The organism is Coriobacteriia bacterium, assembly GCA_034370385.1.
GTDB lineage: Bacteria > Actinomycetota > Coriobacteriia > Anaerosomatales > PHET01 > JAXMKZ01.
Genome location: JAXMKZ010000006.1, coordinates 1 through 18,999, shown reverse-complemented (window position 1 = coordinate 18,999; position 18,999 = coordinate 1). Strand labels below are relative to the sequence as shown.

Genomic DNA, 18,999 nt, shown 5'->3' with positions numbered 1-18,999 from the left:
GGGATCGTCCGAAGACGGACCGACCAAGCATAGCGCGATTACCGCGCGCGAAAGGAGACCTGGTCTGGTGCGCGTTCTCACGGTGTTCGGCACGCGTCCCGAAGCGATCAAGCTCGCGCCGGTCGTCGGCGAGCTCCTGAGTCGTCGTGGCACGTTCGACCCGATCGTCGCAGTCACCGGGCAGCATCGCGAGATCCTGGACCAGGTTCTGAGTCTGTTTGAGGTCCAGCCGGACTACGATCTCGACATAATGCAGACAGGGCAATCGCTCACCGATGTCACAACTCGCGCACTGCGCGGGCTGTCACCGGTGATAGACCAATCGCGGCCCGACGTGATAATGGTCCAAGGGGACACCACCACCACGTTCGCTGCGGCTCTGGCGGCGTTCTACCATCGGGTTCCTGTCGCACATGTCGAGGCCGGGCTCCGTACGCACGATCTGATGCGGCCGTACCCTGAAGAAGGCAACCGTCAGATGACCTCGCGTCTGACGCGATGGCACTTCGCGGCGACGCCAGGAGCACGCGAGAACCTGCTTGCAGAGGGCATCGATCCTTCCGACGTTCACGTGACCGGGAACACCGTGGTCGACGCGCTACTCGCTACGCGAAGCCGACCATTCGCCTTCCCTCCGGGACGCCTGTCCACCGCTCTGGCGAGCGGCCGACGCATCATCTTGGTGACGGCACACCGGCGTGAGAATTGGGGGGACCCGCTCCGGGGAATCTGCGACGCGATTGCCGAGATCGTGACCCGATTCGATGATGTCCAGGTGCTCTTCGCGACACACCCCAATCCGATCGTCACCGACACCGCACACCAGCTTTTGGACAAGCTCGATCGAGTACTACTCGTCGGCTCTCAGGAGTACCTCGCCTTCGTCAAGCTCATGGACGCAGCCACGCTGATCCTCTCCGACTCCGGGGGCATCCAGGAGGAAGCGCCCGCCCTCGGTGTCCCCACTCTCGTGCTTCGCGACGTGACCGAGCGTCCAGAGGCTATCGCTTCGGGAGTCGCGAAGCTCGTGGGAACGGATTCGGCGCGAATCGTCGATGAAGTGACCAGACTGCTGACGGACGAGGCTGCCTACGCGTCAATGGCCTGTGCTTCGAACCCGTTCGGCGACGGGAAGGCGGCGACGCGCATCGCCGACCTGCTCGCTGCCGATAGCGAGGAGAGATACAGGGAAGCGCCATGAGCCCATCCGCACTCTCCGTCACGACCGTGCCGGTCACCCTCAGGCTGTTCCTCACCCCCTTCGCGCGCCACTTTCGCATGAAGGGGTGGCGCATCGATGCGCTGTCAAACGGCGCGACCACGGAACGCGCACTGAACGGTGTGTTCGACGAGCGTTTTGACGCTGCATGGTCGCGTAACCCGCTGAGTCCATCGAACCTGATCGGCACCGCGGGCCGCGTGCGGGAGATCGTCGAGCAGAACGGCTACGACATCGTCCACGTACACACCCCGATCGCCGCCTTCGTGACCCGATTCGCACTGCGAAAGCTCCCTGCTAAGACGCGGCCGGCCATCATCTACACCGCGCACGGGTTCCACTTCTATCCGGGTCAGAACCCGGTCATCGCCGCAGGGTACCGGTCGATGGAGCGGGCCGCAGCACGATGGACCGACCTCCTTGTGACGATCAACGAGGTGGACTTCGACGCTGCGCGACGTTTCGGGACTATCGAGCCGGATCGAGTACGACTCATACCTGGCATCGGCGTCGACATTGAGGACTTCTCGCCTGAGGCGTCCGATACAGACGCCTCGCGCGAGCTACGCCGCGAGCTCGATGTCTCAGACGATGCGTTCGTCTTACTCATGGTCGCGGAGTTCGGCCGCGTCAAGCGTCACGCTCATCTTGTCGACGCGCTCACCCGCGTCACCAGCGGACGTGTTGTCGTGGTGTTCGTCGGCGAAGGCCCACTCCAGGACCGTATCCGCAAACAGGTCGTTGCACGGCACATCAAGGAGCGTGTGCGCTTCGCCGGCTACCGGCACGATGTCCCGGCGCTTCTCGCTGCCTCGAACGCGCTGATACTTGTGTCCGAAAGAGAGGGGCTTCCCCGCGCGGTCCTTGAGGCGATGGCCGCAGGGAGGCCGATTCTGGGGACCGCTACACGGGGCATTACTGACGCAGTTGGTGAGGACTCTGGCTGGATAGCGCCGAAGAACGATGCGCTCGCACTGGCCCGGCTCATCGACGCCGCGGCGGACAATCCCGATGACGTCCGTGCCCGAGGAATAGCTGCTCGTCAGCGTGTGGAGTCCCGATTCGCCTTGTCATCCATCATCTCGGCATACGAGGGGCTCTACGACGAGGCGCTTCTCTCGCGAACGTCGAGGCTCTCAGGACGGTCCACCGACAAGGTCGCCTGAGCCGCAGTGCCTCGCGCGGGTTCATCAGTGCGATAATCCGCTTCGGTGTGCATGCAACGGCGGACGGGTCCGGCATCGTCTGGGTCACGACATTCAACGGGCAACGTGAGCGGAACCATGAACCTCAAACGCATCGTCGCTGGCACGATGCTGGCGGCACTTGCCAGCGCGCTTCTCTATGTGGTGCTCGCGTTTCTCACCGACGCCTCCCAGATGCTGGCGGCACTGCGCGCGTTCCCTCCGGCAGTATTCGCGGTCATGCTCATGCTGAGCGCAGCTGGCTTCGTGATTCGGGGAGTGCGATGGGGCGCACTCATGCGGGTCATCGGCTTCCCCGTCTCGACAAGAGATGCGATGTATCTGCAGTTCTCCGGTCAAGCGATGGCTGTCACGCCAGGGCGCATCGGCGAACTCTTCAAGCCGTGGCTTGCAAGTGCCGTGGCTGACATGCCGATGTCGCGCGGCATCGCCCTTGTCTTCTCTGAGCGACTGGCCGATCTCATCGCTGTCTGCATTCTCTCACTTGGCGCGCTGACACTGGTAGGCGGCAGCGTGTGGGCACTGGTGGCGGCGCTTTCACTCATTGTCATCGGTACCTGGGTGGCGAGTTCGGCGTGGTTTCACGAGCGCGCGCTCACGTTCCTCTGCCGCCATGAGTGGTCTAGGAAGCACCATGCGGCAGCGTCGGCCATCTCGGCAACCATCCGAGTCTCCCTGAGATGGCGCACGATGCTATGGTCGATCCCCGCGTCCGCGCTCGCTTGGGGGCTTGAGGGCATCGGTTTCAGCATGTGCCTGAATGCGCTCGGCTACCACGAGTTGAGCGTCGTGGGAGCGGTCTCCATTCACGCGATCGCCACCATCATCGGCGCCTTGACGTTCCTGCCTGGTGGGATCGGTGTGACCGAGGCCTCGATGGTGGGAATCCTGGTCGCCTCCGGCATGGACCCCTTGAGCGCAGGTGCCGCTACCATGATCACCCGTGTCGCCACGCTGTGGTGGGGGGTCACCTGGGGGTGGATCGCGATCGCAACGAGACCTTCGCTCTTCAGGAAGCTGTTCAGCGATTCGGCCGAAGAATCGGCACGTTAGAATGGTGCCCGAGTATCTAGGTGCTCCGCTGACCACTCAGACGAAAATGGTGACCATCCGCGTGATCAGAGACGCTCGCCTTTCCACCGATAGTGCATTTCTCCCGGGAGGCACGGCGTGAGTCGCACCCATCGTGCTTACGACGTCGTGAAGCGAATCCTCGACGTCCTGACTGCGGCAGTGCTCCTCGTCGTGCTGAGCCCCGTTCTCCTGATCACGGCGCTGCTCGTGAGGGTGATGCTCGGCTCGCCGGTGTTGTTCACCCAACAGAGACCGGGAAGAGGCGGTCGGGTCTTCACGCTCTACAAGTTCCGATCGATGCATGACGCCCTCTTGGGCGAGAGCGCGGTCAGCGCCGTGGGGTCGGACGCACAACGTCTCACCCGCTTCGGTCGCATCCTACGCTCGAGTTCGCTCGACGAGCTGCCCGAGCTGGTCAACGTGCTTCTCGGACAGATGAGCATCGTCGGGCCACGACCACTGCTGGTGGAGTACCTGCCGCGCTACAATGACTTGCAGGCTCGCAGGCATGAGGTGCGGCCGGGAATCACGGGATGGGCACAGGTGAATGGGCGCAACGCCGTGTCGTGGGACGAGCGCTTCGCGATGGATGTGTGGTACGTGGACAACAGGTCGTTCCTGCTCGACTTCCGCATTCTGGCCAGAACGGTCTCGACGGTGTTTCGTCGAGACGGCGTCTCAGCAACCGGGCACGCGACCATGGAGCCGTTCGGCGGAAACGTGACGACCCAATCTGATCAGGAGGACTCGTGAGGCTACTCGTGATCGGTGCGGGCGGGCACGCAAGCGTCGTTGTCGATGCGGCGCAGCTCGCGGGCATCGACGTGGTGCGCGTCGTGGGCGACCCTGGTGGGCGTTCCGACGTGCTCGGTGTGCCCGTCTCACCTTCGGCCAAGGGTGCCGACGCCGATGGGTTCATCGTCGCGGTGGGCGACAACCTCACCCGCGCCGGGCTGTTCGCTGACTACTCCGCATCAGGACTGAGACCCGCCACCGTGATCCACCCATCAGCGGTCATCGCCCCCGGAGTCGTCATCGGCGAAGGGACGTTCGTGGCCGCCGGCGTGGTGATCAACACCGGAGCGCACATCGGCAGCAACGCCATTCTGAACACCAGCTCGACCGTCGACCACGACTGCGTCATCGGCGATCACGCCCACATCGGACCCATGACGGGCCTGTGTGGCGGCGTGAGCATCGGTGAGGGCGCACTGGTCGGCGCAGGCTGCTCGATCATCCCTTCCCGTTCGGTGGGTAACTGGACGGTGCTCGGCGCCGGCACGGTCGTCGTCGGCGACATTCCCGCTGACGGTCGCTACGCCGGCGTCCCTGCCCGCTCGATCACCGCCTCAGAGGAGTAGCGTGACCGCACCGCTCGCCATCGACGGCGGCCCACCCGTCAGGACCGCCCCGCTCCCCACCTGGCCTGCCCCGGGTGCCGAGGAGATCGCGGCGGTCGCCGAGGTCGCGCGCTCAGGTCGCCTCAACTACTGGACAGGCGAACAGGGCAAGATCTTCGAGTCCGAGTACGCTCAATCGCTCGAACGCCAGCACGGTATCGCGCTGGCGAACGGAACACTCGCGCTCGAACTCGGTCTGCGCGCCTTCGGAATCGGCCCGGGTGATGCGGTCATCGTGCCCAGCCGCACCTTCATCGCGACGGCCAGCGCGGTGGTTGCGGTCGGCGCGGTCCCCATCTGCGCCGACATCGACCGCGACAGCTCGAACCTGACCGCAGAGACCGTGGCCGACGTGCTCACCGAGAGGACCCGGGCGATCATCCCTGTCCACTTGGGCGGTTGGCCTGTCGACATGGACGGAATCATGCGTCTGGCGGCCGAGCGTGACCTAGTCGTCATCGAGGACTGCGCGCAGGCTCACGGTGCTACCTACCGAGGTCGACCCGTTGGGGCGCTCGGCAGCCACGCTGCGGCCTTCTCGTTCTGCCAGGACAAGGTGCTTCCCGTCGGCGAGGGGGGCATGCTCGTTCTCGACGACGACGCAGCATACGAGGTCGCCTGGTCCTACAAGGACCACGGCAAGTCCTATCGCAAGGTGCACGATCCCGATTTCATGTCGGGTTCAACCTCCTTCAAGTGGACGGTCGACAGCTTCGGCTCGAACTGGCGCCTAGACGAGTTCTCGGCAGCCGTCGGGCGCGTGGGCCTGTCGAAGCTGCCGGACTGGCACGCACAGCGCACACGCAACGCACTCCGTCTCGCCCGAGGTCTGAGCGGCATTCCTGCACTGCGCGTCCCGCTTCCCCCCGACGACACCGCCCACGCGTTCTACCGCTTCTACACCTACGTTGAACCCGATGCCCTGGCGCCCGGGTGGAGTCGCGACCGCATCGCCACCGCGATCACCGCCGAGGGCGTAATGGCGCAGTACGGCGGATGCGCCGAAATCTATCGCGAGGAGGCGTTCGCCTCGGCGGGCTTGGCCCCGGCTCATCGTCTGCCGGTCGCGGCCGAAGTCCATGAGACCTCACTCGCATTCTTGGTTCACCCCACCATGGGCGATGCCGATATCGACGACACCATCACCGCCGTCCACAAGGTCTTCGAGGCGGCGAGCCGATGAGCCTGCGAAGCACGTTCGATCGGGTCCGCGCCACGGGTCGGCTGTGGAACGCGGTTCTCGTCGCGTTGGACGCGGCCATCATTGTGATTGCGACCGCAGCAGCGTACTACGCTCGCTTCGAGGGGCTCGTCCAGCCCGATTTCGCGCCGTGGCAGACCCCCTTTACCGCCTTGGCGGTCTTCGTCTACATCACGATGTTCGCCCTCTTTGGGCTCTATCGGCTCGTCTTGCGCTACGTAGGCGTCGACACGCTCCTCAAACTGTCCGGGGCGGTGGCGATCGGCGCGGGAGCCCTGGTGCTGGTCGACACTCTCGTCCGCATCGATGGGCTCTACCGGCCTGTCCCCTATGGGGTCGTGTTCATCCAGGCATCACTCGTCTTCCTCGGCGCAGCGGCTGCGCGGCTTGCGGCACGTGTCTTCACCTACGTCCGCTCATCGCGGTCGGGCTCAGGCCGCCGCGTGCTGATCGTCGGAGCCGGAAGCGCCGGCTCGCTCCTACTGCGCGAGATCCAAGGCCGCCCGGATCTGGGCCTGATGGTCGTGGGATTCCTCGACGGGCGCCCTGAGTTGCGAGGGCGCACGATAGGCGGTGTCCCCGTCTTGGGGCAACCCGACGACCTGATCAGGATCGTCGGGATCCGGGACATCGAGGAGATCATCGTCGCGATGCCTTCGGCGCCGCGTGAGACCGTGCGGCGCATCCTCAATGCCGCCGCCGACGCCGACGTCCAGACGCGTATCATGCCCGAGCTTGTCATCGCGAAGGGCGCGGTGAGTCTGCGCGACCTGCGCGGCGTCGATGTCGAGGACCTACTCGGCCGAGAGCCAACGCGCATCGACGTCGAGCAGGTGCGCGCCACTCTCGCCGGCAAGGTTGTCGCGGTGACTGGCGCGGCCGGCTCCATCGGCAGCGAGCTGTGCCGCCAGATCATGACGATGTCCCCGGCCAAGCTCGTCCTGATCGAGGTTGACGAGACTCGCCTCTACGAACTCTGGCTTGAGCTGCGCCTGATCGATCCTGAGCTGCCGGTCATGACGATCTGCGACATCCGCGATGCCGGAAAGCTCGACGCGGTGTTCTCGGAGTACCAGCCCCAGGTGGTGCTGCATGCCGCCGCTTACAAGCACGTGCCACTGATGGAGATTGCCCCGGAAGAGGCCGTCAAGACCAACGTGCTCGGCACCCTGCAAGTCATCGAGGCATGCGAGAGCCATGGCGTCGAGCGCTTCGTGCTCATCTCAACCGACAAGGCCGTCGCGCCCGCAAACGTGATGGGGCTGACCAAGTCGCTTGCCGAGCGCGGGATGCTTGCCGCTACGCGCCGCGGCACACTGCACGCCGTCGCGGTGCGCTTCGGCAACGTGCTCGCGAGCCGTGGCTCGGTGGTGCCGATCTTCGAGGAGCAGCTGCGCCACGGCGGACCGCTCACCGTCACACACCCGGACGTCACACGCTACTTCATGACTATCCCGGAGGCCTCTCGCCTCGTGCTGCAAGCACAGGCGATTGGCGAGCCCGGCGACATCTTCGTGCTCGAGATGGGCGAGCCGGTCAAGATCGTCGACCTTGCGCGCAAGATGATTGCCCTCTCGGGCGTGCCAGCCGATGTGGTGTTCAGCGGGCTTCGTCCCGGCGAGAAGCTGCACGAGGCGCTCATCACCGACAGCGAGTCGCTGCTTCCCACCGAAGCCGAGAAGATCCTGCGTGTCGACCGCGTCGTGATTCCTGAGCCGCACTTCGACGAAGACATCCGCGACCTGATCGCCCACGCCCAGCAGGGTCGACTCGAAGGCGTCGATGAGGTGCTCGAGCGGTTGGAGCCGGGCTTCATGGCTCGGGACAGGGCGTAGCGGCAACAACGCTTGGGCTGGACCGGGTGCCGAATCGAGAGCCTACGCGGCCGAAAGCGCGCGCAACACCAAGTCGCCCATAGCAGCTGTGCCGACAATGCTGTCTGCAGAGGTATCGGCGCTGGCGATGTCCCGGGTGCGCCATCCATCCGCAAGCACCTTCTCGATCGCTGCCGCGAGCTCGTCGGCCGCCGCGTGCATGTCGAAGCTGTACCGCAGCATCAGCTCGACGGACAGCAGCATCGCAAGCGGGTTCGCGACGCCCTGACCGGCTATATCCGGCGCCGAGCCATGGCTGGGCTCGTAGAGCGCCGTACCGTCGCCGAGGGAGGCGCTCGCGAGCATGCCGAGGGACCCGGTGAGCATGGATGCCTCGTCTGAGAGGATGTCGCCGAACATGTTCTCCGTGACCATGACATCGAACTGGTTAGGTGTGCGAATGAGCTGCATCGCCGAGTTGTCCACGAGCTGATCTACGAGTTCGACATCGGAGTACTCTGCAGCGTGCAGCCGGTGCACGACCTCGCGCCACAGGCGGCTCGACTCGAGCACGTTGGCCTTGTCGACGCTGTGGACCTTGTTGCCACGCGTGCGGGCTGCGTCGAATGCGATGCGCGCTATGCGCTCGATCTCGTACTCGGAGTACATCATCGTGTCGTAGGCGCGCATGCCGGCTCCCCCGCCCGTCGCCGCGCCGTCGACGCCGGTCTCGCGAGCGCGGTCACCGAAGTACAGGCCGCCCGTCAGCTCGCGCACGATGAGCATGTCGACACCCTCGAGGAACTCAGGCTTAAGCGATGAGGCCTCGCGCAGCGCGTCGAAGATCTTGACCGGCCGCAGGTTCGCGTACAGACCCAGAGCCTTGCGTATGCCGAGAAGACCCTGCTCAGGACGGGGTTTGGCCGGATCGGTGGTGTCCCACTTGGGGCCGCCGATCGCGGCGAGGAGCACGGCGTCGGCTGCGTGGGCCACAGCCAGCGTCTCCTCGGGAAGTGCGGAGCCGGTGGCGTCGATCGCCGCGCCACCCAGCAGCGCCTCATCGTAGGTGAACGCGACGTCATGCTTGGCGCCGATGGCGTCGAGCACCTTCACCACCTCGGCGGTGATCTCAGGGCCTATGCCGTCTCCGGGCAGCAGACAGATGCGATAGCTGGTGGTCACGATGTCCTCCCGAAGCACGACGATGGTTTGCGAGACACTCTAACCTTCTCTGACCGTTTTCACCTAGTCTCGTCCGGCACTGAGCCAGTGCCAGCCGGTTCCCCTAGTTCACGCGCTATCTCGGCGAAGAGCAGCTGTGCCTCGGGATAGTCAGGTGCGAGCTGGGCGGCAAGCTTGATGTGCTCGAAGGCCTCCTGCGACTGCCCCCGTGCGTGCAAGCCGCGGGCAAGCTGGAAGCGAAGCCTCGCATCGTAGGTGAACCCTCTATCCTCGATCCCTGTGCGAGCCACTTCAATCGAGCGGTCATAGTACGTCGGGTCGATGTAGTCGCCCGCTGCGGCGTAGAGGTTTGCCAAGAAGATGTAGTTCTCGAACTCCCAGGGGGAGCGCTCCATGGCATCGAGCATCGCGCGTTCCGTGTCGACGAACACACCTTGCAGGGCCGACCGGGCCGCCTGCTCGCTAGCGGTGCCTCTCACGGCATCCACTTGCAGAAGGGCCTCGACGAACACGTCCATGCGAGCAATGGAGATCTCGGACCGGTAGGCGCTTTCATACGGCAGTGCGCGGGCGGCCTTCTCGGCGAGCGCGACGCGATCCTGTCCTTGGGCCAGCTTCGACTTCACGTAGAGGTTGTCCGCGTGAAGGGGCACGAAGCTGGCAACGACCACAGCGGCTGCGAGCACAGCGGCAGACACCGCTCCCGCACGACCCCACCTCAGCTCCCCCACCTGGATGCTGCGAGCGGAGGGCGCGAGTACCGCGGCCGTAGCGACCCACAGCAGCACCGTAGTGCTGGTGATAGACAGCGCGAAGAACAGGTGGGCCAGGTAGCCCACACACGCGGCCCAGAACCCCGCCAGAACCAGCCGGTCTGCCGAGGCCGACTCGGAGCGGAGAAACACGGTGGGTGCCGATGAGTACGCCGCGTAGCCGAACACCGCAATCACCAGCAACAGGCCCGGGATTCCCAGCGCCACTGCGAGCTGGAGAGGGTAGTTGTGGACGTTGTCGGCGACGGTGAGGTAGCCGTCCCCTAGATAGTCGATAGGTCGGTACTTCGGGAAGACGAGCTTGAACGTGTCGGCTCCGAAGCCGAGTATCGGCCGATCGGCCACCGCGTCGAGTGCTGACTGCCAGATCCTGAAGCGGTTGCCTGCGCTGCCGGTGCTGAAGTCGAGGATGGAACTCAGTCGCAGCCACACGTTCATGACCTCGTTCGTCGCACTCAGACTCAGGGCAACCAGTGCAGCGCCTGCCGCGCCACCGGCTCCGAGAAATGCCTTGTCGACGCCTCTGAGCTTCACGCCAGTCATGATGACGACGACGAGCATCACGAGAAGCGCAACGGCCCCAGCTATCCATGCGCCGCGCGTGAACGTGGCTATCCACGACACCAAAGCCACCACGAAGCCCGACCAGTACACCGCGCGCCATGAGGTCCGCTCCTCGGCCAAGGCCAGCGATAGCGCGATGGTCAGCGACATCACCACGTAGCCTGCCAGCAGCTCAGGGTTGCCGAAGAACGAGAATGCGCGGTTCTCCTCGAACGACAGAGGGCCCCACTCCACCGGGTCGAGACCAAGGTACTGGAGCACGGCGTACGCGTTGACGACCGCGGCGGACCAGAAGAACGTCTTGGCCAGCGTGCGGATGCGCGATCCGCGGTCGAGCAGCTGAATCGCCAAGAAGAACGTGCCTGCGTACGTGAGGTACGTGAGAAACCCTTCGTACCTACGATAGGTGCCAAAGAGCGCGGTCTGCGGATGGATTGAGGTGATCGTGGTGAGTGCAACCCAGCCCAGCAGCGCGACGATGAGGTAGTCGACCTTGGATCGGCGCAGTCGGCCGCCCTCGATCAGGATGTGCCACGCCCATGCCGCGAGTCCTATCGACACACAGACTCGGATGACGAAGGTCTTGATCAGGTCGAACTGATCGAAGGTGATCGGCGTCTGAGCGCCGGGAAGCGCAAGACGGCCCATGGCCAAAGGCACCACGAAGACCAGCGCGAGCAAGGCGAGCCAGGCGATGCGCTGAGGGGCGCTCATGCCGCTCAGCGAGAGTGACGCGGCAACGCCGCCCCCGCCGGGGACAGCCGTGCCTTGGCGATTCGGTTCCCCACCATGGCTATTGCGGCGCTTGTCGCCCTTGGACTTCGAGACCAAGTGCACTCCAATCGTCGGAGAACGTCCGACTCAGAACAGACCGATGGCACGCGGCCACCCGTCGTCACCGCTTACCGAAACGGGCAAGTGCAGTTTGTAGGCCAACCTTAGCCCACGAAACCTACGAGCCGAGCTTGTGCTTGACCGACTCGATCAGGCCGCCCTGCTCGATGATGTCCTTCACGAACGGAGGAAAAGGCCGAGCGGCAAAGGTCTGCCCCGTGGTTTCGTTCACAATCACGCCGGCATCAGCGTCGACCGACACCCTGTCACCATCGCTGATTCCATCGACCGCCTCGGGGGCTTCCATGATGGGAAGGCCCGTGTTGATGGCATTGCGGTAGAAGATGCGCGCGAAGCTCTTGGCGATGATCACCGAGACGCCCGCAGCCTTGATGGAGATGGGCGCGTGCTCGCGAGAGGAGCCGCAGCCGAAGTTCTCGGCGGCGACAAGGATGTCCCCCGACTCGACCTTGCCCACGAATCCGGCATCGAGGTCTTCCATGCAGTGCTTCGCCAGCTCGGTCGGATCGCTCGTGTTGAGATAGCGGGCCGGGATGATGACGTCGGTGTCGACGTCACGCCCGTACTTGTGGGCGGTGCCGGTGAACTTCACGGGTGCTCCTTACGCCTCGAATAGTCGAGGGATTTTAGCACGTGCGCACGCGAGACACGCTCATATCGTCTCCACAAGCTCGACCGGATACCTGCGGTCCTCGCCCGACCCGCGGATGCCGCCCGTGAAGTAACCGCCACCCGTTTCGACCGCCTCGCGCAGCATCACGAGACGTACGGGATCATGCTCGGCCCTCATGAAACGATCCGCCGGAAACACGCCGCCCTGCTGCTTCGCGAGAGCGAGACGATCTGCGTCCAGCCGGTTCACCTCGCCAACGATGCGAGCGGGCGCTCCGGCGACGACGGCCCCATCCGGAACATCGCTCGTGACAACGGAACCCGCACCGACGACTGCGCGCGCTCCCACGGTGACTCCGGGCAGAACGATGGCCCCGTAGCCGATGTAGCAGTAACTCTTGAGCAGAACTGGGGCCACCCACGTCAGGCCAGTCGACATCGCGCTGGACGAGTCATGCGCAAGAATCGCACAGCGGGGAGCCAGCACCGCGTGGTCTTCGATGACAATGTGGGCCGCATGGTTCCAGTCGATGTAGGCGTAGCGAGATATGTAGGCGTTAGCACCAACAGCGAGATGGCTTGGCAGATAGGGCTCCCGTCTGAGAAGGGCACGCATACGCCTGAGCAGTCTCCGGACGACACCCACGCAAGCCCCCTTTCGCCTTCTTGAACGACTGCATGGAAGCATACGTCGTGAGAGGGCAAACGAGAACAGGCTGACCCAGCTCGACCCTCGACCCGGCAATCGCATACGGCCGGTTCCTGCTGACACTCAACACGCCCACAGGTATGATGATGCGCGTTCTGCCGCACCAAACAGCAAGGAGACCGTCGAGTGTCTGCCGTGCGCGCCTTGCTTGTCACAATGCGTCCACGCCAGTGGACCAAGAACCTCATCGTCTTCGCCCCGCTCATATTTGCGGGCCAAGTTGGTGTCGCTTCGAACAACCTGCGCACAGTTGCGGCTTTCGTGGTCTTCTGCGCGCTGTCGAGTGCCGTCTACATCGCGAACGACCTGGTGGATCTCGAGCGCGACCGGACCCACAAAACGAAGCGTCTCCGTCCACTGGCGGCAGGACAGCTCAACCCTCGAACCGCCGTCACCGCCACGGCGGCGCTGGTGGTCACGTCTCTCGCAGGCGCCTTCGCACTTGGAGTGCAGTTTGGACTGGTCTCCGCCGGTTACCTAACGCTTCAGGCGGCGTATACCTTCTGGCTCAAGCACGAAGTGATCCTCGATGTCATGGCGATCTCCGCCGGATTCGTGTTGCGGGCCTTCGCGGGAACCGTCGTGACAGGGCTGAGCGGGTCTCCCTGGCTCTACATCTGCGCTGCTCTACTCGCGCTGTTCCTGGGTCTTGCCAAGCGCCGACACGAGCTCACGCTGGCGGAAGACGTCGCCTGCGACCACCGGCCCTGCCTCGAGCACTACTCGGCACCGCTGATCGACTCAATGCTGTCGGCCATCACCGCCTCGACCATAGTGACGTACGCGCTCTACACCTTCTTCTCGAGCACCGGCCAGCGGCACGGCTACCTGATGCTCAGCATCCCATTCGTGGTCTACGGCCTGTTCCGCTACCTGTACCTCGTGCACAAGCGCAATCTGGGAGGGTCTCCAGAGGAGATCCTGCTCACCGACAGGCCCCTCATCATCAACATCCTGCTGTGGCTGGCCGCAGTGGGCGCGACCCTCTATTTCGTCTAGAAAGGCCTAGCGCATGCGCTACCTCGTTACCGGTGGCTCCGGATTCCTTGGCATCAACCTCATTCGCTCCTTGCTCGGCCACGGTCATCAGGTCCGCTCCCTCGACCTGATCGAGTTCGACTACGCAGACTGCGTCGACCAGGTCGAAGCCATCGTGGGCGATATCCGAGATGAGCAGACGGTTCGCGCCGCTATGGCCGACGTCGACATCGTCGTGCACACCGCTGCTGCGCTGCCCCTCTACTCCCCCGAGGACATCCGCTCGACAGACGTCGATGGCACATGCATCCTTCTCGAAGCGGCAGAATTCCAGGGCGTGGACCGCTTCGTGATGATCTCGTCCACCGCCGTGTACGGCATACCCGACCATCACCCGCTACTCGAAGACGACCCCCTCATTGGTGTTGGCCCCTACGGTGAAGCCAAGATCGCTGCCGAGGAGGTCTGCCTACGCTACCGAGAGCGCGGCATGTGCGTCCCTATAGTCAGACCCAAGTCATTCATCGGCCCCGAGCGCCTGGGCGTGTTCGCGCTGTTCTACGACTGGGCGTACACGGGTCACGGCTTCCCCATGATCGGCGACGGCACCAACCGCTACCAGCTGCTCGACGTCGCGGACCTGTGTGACGCGGTCTATCTGTGCTGCACGCTTCAGCGAGATGTCGTCAACGACACGTTCAACATAGGTGCCGAGGAGTTCGCGACGATGCGCGCGGACTACCAGGCTGTGCTCGACCGGGCGGGCCACGGCAAGAAGATCAAGGGGTTCCCGGCCGCACCCATGATCTGGACCCTCCGAGTGCTCGAAGCACTCAAGCTCTCCCCGCTCTACAAGTGGGTCTATGAGACTGCTTCGAAGGACTCGTTCGTGTCGATCGACAAGGCGAAGCGTGTTCTTGGGTGGCAGCCCAAGTACTCCAACCAAGACGCACTGGTACGCAACTACGTGTGGTACGTCGAGCACCTCGATGACTTCGCGGGCGAGAGCGGCGTCTCGCACCGAGTGCCGTGGAAACAGGGCATCCTGATCGTAGCGAAGCGGTTCTTCTGATGGGCAGTACGCCTGAGGAGGCCTACAGTCACCTGCTGAGCCATCGCACAGTATCGCGCACTAGAAGCCGACTCGCTAGGGCGGTAGACGTCCAAAGAAGCTGACTTCGGAGGCATCCCAGCCTAGTACGCCGGGGTGGAATCTGTGACAGCCCTGTTGTTGTCATGGGAATCCCCACTTCGCGGCCCCGCGACCCACTTCGGCCCGCCTTCCTCTGTAGCCGAACTGCCGCTTTGAAGCGCCCCTTGTTTGACGGAGGCTCCGTTTCCAGGAGTACTTGGTCCTGGAGAAAGGAGTCAGACCCATGGCAAGACGTTCGAAGTGCTCCCCCGGGTTTCGAGAGCGCTCCGTCCGAGTCGCACGTGAATCCGAGCGGCCGATCACTCAGGTCGCACGAAATCTGGGCATCCACCCCGACACCTTGCGGCTGTGGGTGCGCCAGGACGAGGCCAATGACGGCACGCGCACCGATCGGCTGACGACAGCCGAGCGCGAGGAACTCACCGCGCTTCGCAAAGAGATCCGCGACCTGAAGCGCTCCAACGAGATCCTGAAGGCGGCGAGCGTGTTTTTCGCCAAGGAGCTCGACCAACCCCGTCCGCGGTGAGCGCATTCATCGACAAGAATCGCGTTCACTTCGGGGTCGAGCCGATCTGCCGGGAGATAGAGGTTTCCGCGAGCGCGTATCGCGCCCGACGTGTCCGACCACCGTCGGCCAGGACCGTGCGAGACGAGTATCTGCTTGCCCAGATCAAGCGCGTGCACGCTGGCTCCGCCGGCATCTACGGCCAGCTCAAGATCTGGGATGAACTCAACGATGAGGGCATCCCCGTGGCCCGTCACCTACATCAGGACCTGGGAGGGTTGGAGCTACCTGGCCGTCGTGGTCGACGTGCACACGAGACGCATCGTGGGCTGGCAGCTCGCGAGCCACATGCGGCAATCACTATTCACCGACGCATTCGACATGGCGGAAGCATCACGGCTGCATCACGAGGGTGGCTTGATCGTGCATACGGACAACGGGAGCCAATACACATCCTACGAGTACACCGAGCGTCTGAAGAGGGTCGGCATCGTCCCGAGCAGGGGTCGCACGGGCACCGCTTTGGACAACGCGATGGCGGAAAGCATCATGTCGACACTGAAGAGGGAGCTGACCAAACGCTACACGTGGAGGACGAGACTCGACCTGGAACTCGCGCTCGTGACCTACATCGGCTGGTACAACGCCCGCCGCAAGCACCGCTCGCTGAAGGTCTGTCAGGACGGAAGGGTCAGGCGGCTGACGCCGCAACAAGCTCTAGACCGCTACAATCAGGAAGTCGCCCGGGAGACCGTGGCTTCCACATAATCGAGCCGACGTGGAACCCGGGGCGCTTCAGTCTCTGGAACTGAGAGGGACTATGAACCTCCATGAAGTCGTAGCAAAGCGAGGCGTTTCTCGGATGAAGGGGTTACTAAACCCTGACAGGGGCATCTACCTGCTGCTTGCCTTGGCTTCTGTGCTACGGATCGCAGCGGTCTACGACGTGGGAATCACGTACGACGGGCAGTACATCGATGCGGTCCGATTCATGGATTCTGCACGTGAACTTGCGGCGTCCGGAAGGTTCACCTTTGCAGGCGCCGAATCGTCGGCATACCAGATGCCTGGCTATTCGGCATTCCTCGCCTTGCTCCTATCCGCAGCAGAGAGCCCGTTCACAGAGCACTTGCTGGTCAAAGCGACACTACTTCTACTGTCGTTGGCAACCATCTACATGGTCTATTTGCTTGGAAGTCGAGTTGGCGGGTTATGGGTCGGGCTAGTGGCCTCCGCCTTTCTCACCTTCTCAATGCCGAACATCTACACTGGATTGCTGACGCTAAGTGAGAATCCTTTCTCCTTGGCGGTGACTACGTTTGCCCTTCTCGTCATCCGGCTTGGAGATGAACCGGGGTGGAAGTACTTCTCTCTGTCGCTAGGTGTGTTCATACTCGCGATCTACCTGCGCCAGGCGGCTCTGATGATGCTGCCGCCAGCGCTCATCTATCTGCTCTTGCGGAGATTCCCCCGCAAGCTTCTGTGGCGGCAGACCGCAGCAGCGATCATGGTTATCGTGGCGGTGTTGATGCCTTGGTGGATTCGCAATTACTGCCTCTTCGACGCATTCGTTCCGTTCACCTCGTTCGAAGGGGCGCCGCTACTGGAAGGCACGTATCAGAGGTTTGACCCGTATCCAGAGCACGGCGGTGCATTTGTGCAGATGGATGAACTGACTAGCAACTTCACGGGGAACGAGCTAGAGAAGAGCCACCTGTTTGCGAGGGCCGCCCATCAGCGACTCGTGCAGCGATGGAGGACTGACCCGCTCGACCTAGTCTTCACCTATGCCTTGGGGAAGCCAGCGGCGGCCTGGCTCCTGCCCCATTATTGGGACACTGTGCTCGGCGCGTCTTCCTACTGGGTTCTGCGGGTTCATGCCGTCATGTCTGCGCTCGGACTCGCCGCTCTACTCGCGCTATCCATTAGATCCGATGCAAGGTACGAGTTCGTGTTCATGGGCTTGTGTGTACTGCTCGTCACCGTGGGGACGAGCTACTACCTGGGCCTACACAGGTACGTGTACCCCTTCATGCCGTTCCTGTACGTGGCGATCGCCTGCGCATTGAATCGACTCACATCCAGGTGCTCGCAGCGACTATCTTCACCGCTTAGTGGAAGTGCAGCTGCATCAGCGCCCGAAACACTCGATTACAGAGGTGTGAGATGAACACTGCAGTTCTGGTTCCATGCCATAACGAGGAAGCAACCATCGAGAAGGTCGTATCCGACTTTCGGCGCCTGCTGCCGGATTGCGTCGTCTACGTCTACGACAACAACTCAACAGATCGCAGCGCCGAGCTGGCTGTTCGAGCGGGCGCAGTTGTAGTCAGCGAGCGTAGGCAGGGCAAGGGTCACGTGATTCGCTCGATGTTCAGAGGCATCGATGCAGACATGTATCTGCTCGTCGATGGTGACGATACCTACTCCGCTGAGAGTGTGGTTGCGTTACTGGGACCGGTGTCTCATGGTGAGGCAGACATGGTGGTTGGCGATCGGCTCAGCTCCTCCTACTTTGAGGAGAACCGCCGAGCGCTACACGGAGCTGGAAACATGCTGGTCCGGTGGCTCATCAACACGATATTCGAGGCAAAGATCGGCGATGTCATGACCGGCGCGCGCGCCTTTTCGAGGTTATTCGTTCAAACGTTCCCAGTCATGAGCCGCGGATTCGAGATTGAAACCGAAATGACTATTCACGCTCTTGACAAGGATTTCCTCATTGCCCAAATGCCGATGGAGTATCGAGATCGCTGCCAAGGAAGTGTCTCTAAGCTCAGGACCATTCCAGACGGCCTGCGGGTGCTGAAGACCGTCTTTGCACTCTTCAAGGACTATCGTCCGCTGCTCTTCTCAAGCATCATCGCCACTGTCCTGCTCGTGGGAGCAATCGTGCTCTTCATCCCACCTCTCGATGAGTACCTGATGACCGGCTACGTTCGCAGGTACCCCTCGTTGATTGTGGCTGTTGCTCTGGGAACAAGTAGTCTGCTCTCGTTGTCAACAGGAGTCGTACTCGATGCGCTCAGAAAGCAGTCGCGGATGCTGTATGAACTCGAACTGCATCGATGGATGCAAGATCACGGCCATAGTCGGCTAGCAGCCCGCTCGTTAACCCCAACTAGGAATCGCGATCGCAATGAAGCGACGCCTCGATAGTCTTGATCTCCTTAGGTTGACGGCCGTGGTGCTCGTCGTCGCTCAACACGCCGCAATGCACCTGCCCGAAGCAGTCCTGCTTGGCGCCGCTCGGAGTCTATCTTTCGCACATGCCCGTTCTGGAGGCACTGTCGCAAGCACTCCCATCAGATGTATTCACTTGGTACCTTAACTGGCTGCTTCTGACGGTCGGAGGCTTCTTGTGCGCGGCCTCCATCGCGGGCTCTATCGCGCATGTGCCCTTGCTGCGCACGAGTCTCGGCTTGCCCGCGTCAAGAAAGACGTAACCGCAATGGACCCAGCCAATCGACTCCCCGCCGCGGCGGTACTATGTCCAAGTCCAAGTCCACCAAGCACCAGCGGTACGGCCATGCTGTCGGCCGCACCCCTCGAGAGGAAGTAGAGCTTGTCGGGGTAGGCGGCCGCAAGCAGTCCGATAGCCAACGCGACAGTACGTGTCGCTGACGGCTCAATACTGAACACCCTGTGACGGTCGAAAACTGACCACCCTTGTAGGCTCCTCGTATGGCGGCGCCGTGCGAGGAGGGTCAGTTTGCTGCGACTGGAGGAATGGGTGGACATCGTCTCGATGCACA

Annotated in this window: 17 protein-coding genes and 1 other annotated feature; of the genes, 13 read left to right on the top strand and 4 right to left on the bottom strand. The window is 63.0% G+C overall.

Annotated features, from left to right (window positions below; genetic code table 11):
- Window positions 1-67 precede the first annotated feature (67 nt).
- The 7 genes from wecB to U1E26_02440 all read left to right on the top strand — a co-directional run bounded on the left by wecB (window position 68) and on the right by U1E26_02440 (window position 7,934).
- The gene (gene wecB / locus U1E26_02470; GenBank protein MDZ4168508.1) at window positions 68-1,201 is read left to right on the top strand and encodes a UDP-N-acetylglucosamine 2-epimerase (non-hydrolyzing); all 1,134 of its coding nucleotides are present in this window, start codon (window positions 68-70) and stop codon (window positions 1,199-1,201) included.
- Window positions 1,198-2,385, top strand: a complete 1,188-nt coding sequence (locus tag U1E26_02465; protein ID MDZ4168507.1) for a glycosyltransferase family 4 protein — start codon at window positions 1,198-1,200, stop codon at window positions 2,383-2,385. The genes wecB and U1E26_02465 overlap by 4 nt, the downstream gene beginning before the upstream one ends.
- 105 nt (window positions 2,386-2,490) lie before the next feature.
- Window positions 2,491-3,477, top strand: a complete 987-nt coding sequence (locus U1E26_02460) for a lysylphosphatidylglycerol synthase transmembrane domain-containing protein (GenBank protein ID MDZ4168506.1) — start codon at window positions 2,491-2,493, stop codon at window positions 3,475-3,477.
- 117 nt (window positions 3,478-3,594) lie between these two features.
- The gene (locus U1E26_02455; protein MDZ4168505.1) at window positions 3,595-4,251 is read left to right on the top strand and encodes a sugar transferase; all 657 of its coding nucleotides are present in this window, start codon (window positions 3,595-3,597) and stop codon (window positions 4,249-4,251) included.
- Window positions 4,248-4,859 (top strand): acetyltransferase, encoded by a 612-nt coding sequence (locus U1E26_02450; protein ID MDZ4168504.1) that lies wholly within the window; start codon window positions 4,248-4,250, stop codon window positions 4,857-4,859. Before U1E26_02455 ends, U1E26_02450 begins: the two co-directional genes overlap by 4 nt.
- 1 nt (window position 4,860) lies before the next feature.
- On the top strand, window positions 4,861-6,081 hold the full coding sequence (locus U1E26_02445) for a DegT/DnrJ/EryC1/StrS aminotransferase family protein (GenBank protein ID MDZ4168503.1): 1,221 nt from the start codon (window positions 4,861-4,863) through the stop codon (window positions 6,079-6,081).
- Window positions 6,078-7,934, top strand: a complete 1,857-nt coding sequence (locus U1E26_02440; protein ID MDZ4168502.1) for a nucleoside-diphosphate sugar epimerase/dehydratase — start codon at window positions 6,078-6,080, stop codon at window positions 7,932-7,934. The genes U1E26_02445 and U1E26_02440 overlap by 4 nt, the downstream gene beginning before the upstream one ends.
- Before the next feature lie 42 nt (window positions 7,935-7,976).
- Here U1E26_02440 and leuB read toward each other — a convergent pair whose 3' ends face one another.
- The 4 genes from leuB to U1E26_02420 all read right to left on the bottom strand — a co-directional run bounded on the left by leuB (window position 7,977) and on the right by U1E26_02420 (window position 12,545).
- Window positions 7,977-9,095, bottom strand: coding sequence for a 3-isopropylmalate dehydrogenase (gene leuB / locus U1E26_02435; GenBank protein ID MDZ4168501.1), 1,119 nt, complete (start codon window positions 9,093-9,095; stop codon window positions 7,977-7,979).
- Window positions 9,096-9,154: 59 nt separating this feature from the next.
- Window positions 9,155-11,263, bottom strand: a complete 2,109-nt coding sequence (locus U1E26_02430) for an O-antigen ligase family protein (GenBank protein MDZ4168500.1) — start codon at window positions 11,261-11,263, stop codon at window positions 9,155-9,157.
- A gap of 121 nt (window positions 11,264-11,384) precedes the next feature.
- A complete protein-coding gene (gene leuD / locus U1E26_02425; GenBank protein MDZ4168499.1) occupies window positions 11,385-11,879 on the bottom strand; it encodes a 3-isopropylmalate dehydratase small subunit in 495 nt (164 codons plus the stop codon).
- Window positions 11,880-11,939: 60 nt separating this feature from the next.
- On the bottom strand, window positions 11,940-12,545 hold the full coding sequence (locus tag U1E26_02420; GenBank protein MDZ4168498.1) for an acyltransferase: 606 nt from the start codon (window positions 12,543-12,545) through the stop codon (window positions 11,940-11,942).
- A gap of 189 nt (window positions 12,546-12,734) precedes the next feature.
- On the opposite strand from U1E26_02420, the gene U1E26_02415 reads away from it, so the two are divergent.
- The 6 genes from U1E26_02415 (at window position 12,735) to U1E26_02390 (ending at window position 18,403) form a co-directional block, all read left to right on the top strand.
- The gene (locus tag U1E26_02415) at window positions 12,735-13,607 is read left to right on the top strand and encodes a decaprenyl-phosphate phosphoribosyltransferase (GenBank protein ID MDZ4168497.1); all 873 of its coding nucleotides are present in this window, start codon (window positions 12,735-12,737) and stop codon (window positions 13,605-13,607) included.
- Window positions 13,608-13,620: 13 nt separating this feature from the next.
- Window positions 13,621-14,658: an NAD-dependent epimerase/dehydratase family protein gene (locus tag U1E26_02410; protein MDZ4168496.1), complete on the top strand. Its 1,038-nt coding sequence runs from the start codon at window positions 13,621-13,623 to the stop codon at window positions 14,656-14,658.
- A 304-nt stretch (window positions 14,659-14,962) separates the two neighbouring features.
- Entirely contained in the window at window positions 14,963-15,265 is a 303-nt protein-coding gene (locus U1E26_02405; protein MDZ4168495.1) for a transposase, read from the top strand.
- Window positions 15,223-15,336, top strand: a sequence feature (AL1L pseudoknot). (Overlaps the previous gene by 43 nt.)
- Window positions 15,337-15,475: 139 nt before the next feature.
- Window positions 15,476-16,012, top strand: a complete 537-nt coding sequence (locus tag U1E26_02400; protein MDZ4168494.1) for an IS3 family transposase — start codon at window positions 15,476-15,478, stop codon at window positions 16,010-16,012.
- Between the two features lie 10 nt (window positions 16,013-16,022).
- Window positions 16,023-17,414, top strand: a complete 1,392-nt coding sequence (locus U1E26_02395) for a glycosyltransferase family 39 protein (GenBank protein MDZ4168493.1) — start codon at window positions 16,023-16,025, stop codon at window positions 17,412-17,414.
- The gene (locus tag U1E26_02390) at window positions 17,411-18,403 is read left to right on the top strand and encodes a glycosyltransferase family 2 protein (protein MDZ4168492.1); all 993 of its coding nucleotides are present in this window, start codon (window positions 17,411-17,413) and stop codon (window positions 18,401-18,403) included. Before U1E26_02395 ends, U1E26_02390 begins: the two co-directional genes overlap by 4 nt.
- The last annotated feature ends 596 nt before the right edge of the window (window positions 18,404-18,999 follow it).

What these genes read in the sequence shown, in the direction of transcription:
- U1E26_02400 (MDZ4168494.1), top strand. Translation starts at nt 15,476, where the DNA reads ATGAGGGCATCCCCGTGGCCCGTCACCTACATCAGGACCTGGGAGGGT.
- U1E26_02410 (MDZ4168496.1), top strand. Translation starts at nt 13,621, where the DNA reads ATGCGCTACCTCGTTACCGGTGGCTCCGGATTCCTTGGCATCAACCTC.
- U1E26_02405 (MDZ4168495.1), top strand. Translation starts at nt 14,963, where the DNA reads ATGGCAAGACGTTCGAAGTGCTCCCCCGGGTTTCGAGAGCGCTCCGTC.
- U1E26_02390 (MDZ4168492.1), top strand. Translation starts at nt 17,411, where the DNA reads ATGAACACTGCAGTTCTGGTTCCATGCCATAACGAGGAAGCAACCATC.
- U1E26_02440 (MDZ4168502.1), top strand. Translation starts at nt 6,078, where the DNA reads ATGAGCCTGCGAAGCACGTTCGATCGGGTCCGCGCCACGGGTCGGCTG.
- U1E26_02465 (MDZ4168507.1), top strand. Translation starts at nt 1,198, where the DNA reads ATGAGCCCATCCGCACTCTCCGTCACGACCGTGCCGGTCACCCTCAGG.